The organism is Streptomyces sp. NPDC059828 (assembly GCF_042731955.1).
Classification (GTDB): Bacteria; Actinomycetota; Actinomycetes; order Streptomycetales; family Streptomycetaceae; genus Streptomyces.
This window is the reverse complement of sequence record NZ_JBHWIW010000105.1, coordinates 1-1,963: the sequence shown is the minus strand read 5'-3', so window position 1 is coordinate 1,963 and position 1,963 is coordinate 1. Positions and strand designations below refer to the sequence as shown.

General features: G+C 65.2%; 4 protein-coding genes and 1 pseudogene. All 5 read left to right on the top strand.

The window, feature by feature from the left end:
• Positions 1-206 precede the first annotated feature (206 nt).
• Entirely contained in the window at positions 207-428 is a 222-nt protein-coding gene (infA, locus tag ACFV6V_RS31075; protein WP_003956442.1) for a translation initiation factor IF-1, read from the top strand.
• A gap of 57 nt (positions 429-485) precedes the next feature.
• A complete protein-coding gene (gene rpmJ, locus ACFV6V_RS31070) occupies positions 486-599 on the top strand; it encodes a 50S ribosomal protein L36 (protein ID WP_003956441.1) in 114 nt (37 codons plus the stop codon).
• A gap of 199 nt (positions 600-798) precedes the next feature.
• A complete protein-coding gene (gene rpsM, locus ACFV6V_RS31065) occupies positions 799-1,179 on the top strand; it encodes a 30S ribosomal protein S13 (protein ID WP_004946638.1) in 381 nt (126 codons plus the stop codon).
• Between the two features lie 96 nt (positions 1,180-1,275).
• Positions 1,276-1,680: a 30S ribosomal protein S11 gene (gene rpsK, locus ACFV6V_RS31060; RefSeq protein ID WP_017949643.1), complete on the top strand. Its 405-nt coding sequence runs from the start codon at positions 1,276-1,278 to the stop codon at positions 1,678-1,680.
• 167 nt (positions 1,681-1,847) lie between these two features.
• Positions 1,848-1,963, top strand: a pseudogene (locus ACFV6V_RS31055) (DNA-directed RNA polymerase subunit alpha); the annotation flags it as partial.

Genomic DNA, 1,963 nt, shown 5'->3' with positions numbered 1-1,963 from the left:
GTCCGAGTCCGACGGCGAAAGTACGTCGGCTCAATCCGTCGGCGTAAGGATCAGCAGCGTGGGGCAAACTCCCTGGATTCGTGTTTTCCAGGGGCCTGACGTAGACTGATGCGTCGGCTCTCGTGTATCCGCATGTCCGCGTGCAGAAACGTACGCACACTCGCGGGTGGAGAGCCGATCAAGGTAGCCGATTCGAAGGGCGAAGAGTGGCCAAGAAGCAAGGTGCCATCGAAATCGAGGGCACCGTGATCGAGTCCCTGCCGAACGCCATGTTCAAGGTGGAGCTCCAGAACGGTCACAAGGTCCTCGCGCACATCTCCGGAAAGATGCGGATGCACTACATCCGTATCCTCCCGGACGACCGGGTTGTTGTGGAGCTGTCTCCCTACGACCTGACGCGTGGCCGGATCGTCTACCGATACAAGTAGATCTTGCCCTCACCCCTCCCGTGGGGTGCAGGCACTGACCCGGAGAACCTCACACCCATGAAGGTCAAGCCGAGCGTCAAGAAGATCTGCGACAAGTGCAAGGTGATCCGCCGTCACGGTCGGGTCATGGTCATCTGCGACAACCTGCGCCACAAGCAGCGCCAGGGCTGACGCACGACCACCTGCACATCGCAGTTACTTCGCGCGACGCAAGCAACACATGTAGATACGCAGAACCCGCCCAGCCCTTTCGGGTCGGCGGCACCTCCGGCGGGGGCCGGGGACCCGGACGTACCACTCCTCCACAGGGAGGGGTCGGCGGCCGGGAGTGGTTCTGCGGAAGACCCCCGAACACCACAGGAGCCATTGAATGGCACGCGTTTCCGGTGTTGACATCCCGCGCGACAAGCGTGTGGAGGTCGCACTCACCTACGTCTTCGGTATCGGCCGCACCCAGTCGAAGGCGACCCTCGCCGCGACCGGTGTGAACCCGAACACCCGCGTTCGTGACCTGGCCGAAGAGGACCTGGTCAAGATCCGCGAGTACGTGGACGCCAACCTCAAGACCGAGGGTGACCTCCGTCGTGAGATCCAGGCCGACATCCGCCGCAAGGTCGAGATCGGCTGCTACCAGGGTCTGCGTCACCGCCGCGGTCTGCCGGTCCACGGTCAGCGCACCAGCACGAACGCCCGCACCCGCAAGGGCCCGCGTCGCGCCATCGCCGGTAAGAAGAAGCCGGGCAAGAAGTAGTCCTCAGCAGGACGCAGTGTGTGATCTGGGGGGCTGCCCCCCAGACCCCCCAAGCGGTCTTCGCTGTAGGACCGACCACCTCCACGGGAGAAATACATGCCCCCCAAGGGACGCCAGGGCGCCGTCAAGAAGGTGCGCCGCAAGGAAAAGAAGAACGTCGCTCACGGCCACGCGCACATCAAGAGCACGTTCAACAACACGATCGTCTCGATCACGGACCCGTCCGGCAACGTGATCTCCTGGGCCTCCGCCGGCCACGTCGGCTTCAAGGGCTCGCGCAAGTCCACCCCGTTCGCCGCGCAGATGGCTGCCGAGTCGGCCGCTCGCCGCGCGCAGGAGCACGGCATGCGCAAGGTCGACGTCTTCGTCAAGGGTCCGGGCTCCGGCCGTGAGACCGCGATCCGCTCCCTCCAGGCCACCGGCCTCGAGGTCGGCTCGATCCAGGACGTCACCCCGACGCCGCACAACGGCTGCCGTCCCCCCAAGCGCCGCCGCGTCTGACGCTGCGCCGCTGCCAGGCATCGCTTCGTGCGATCGCCTGACCTGAGTGTCCGGGCGGTACGGCCCCTTCGGGGTTGTGCCGCCCGTACCCTTGCTGTATCCGCACCTGGCCGGTGCGGCACGTAGGGCGTCAAATAGCGGGCGCCCACGACTGAAGGATCATTGACATGCTGATTGCTCAGCGCCCGTCGTTGACCGAAGAGGTCGTCGACGAGTTCCGCTCCCGGTTCGTGATCGAGCCGCTGGAGCCGGGCTTCGGTTACACCCTCGGCAACTCGCTCCG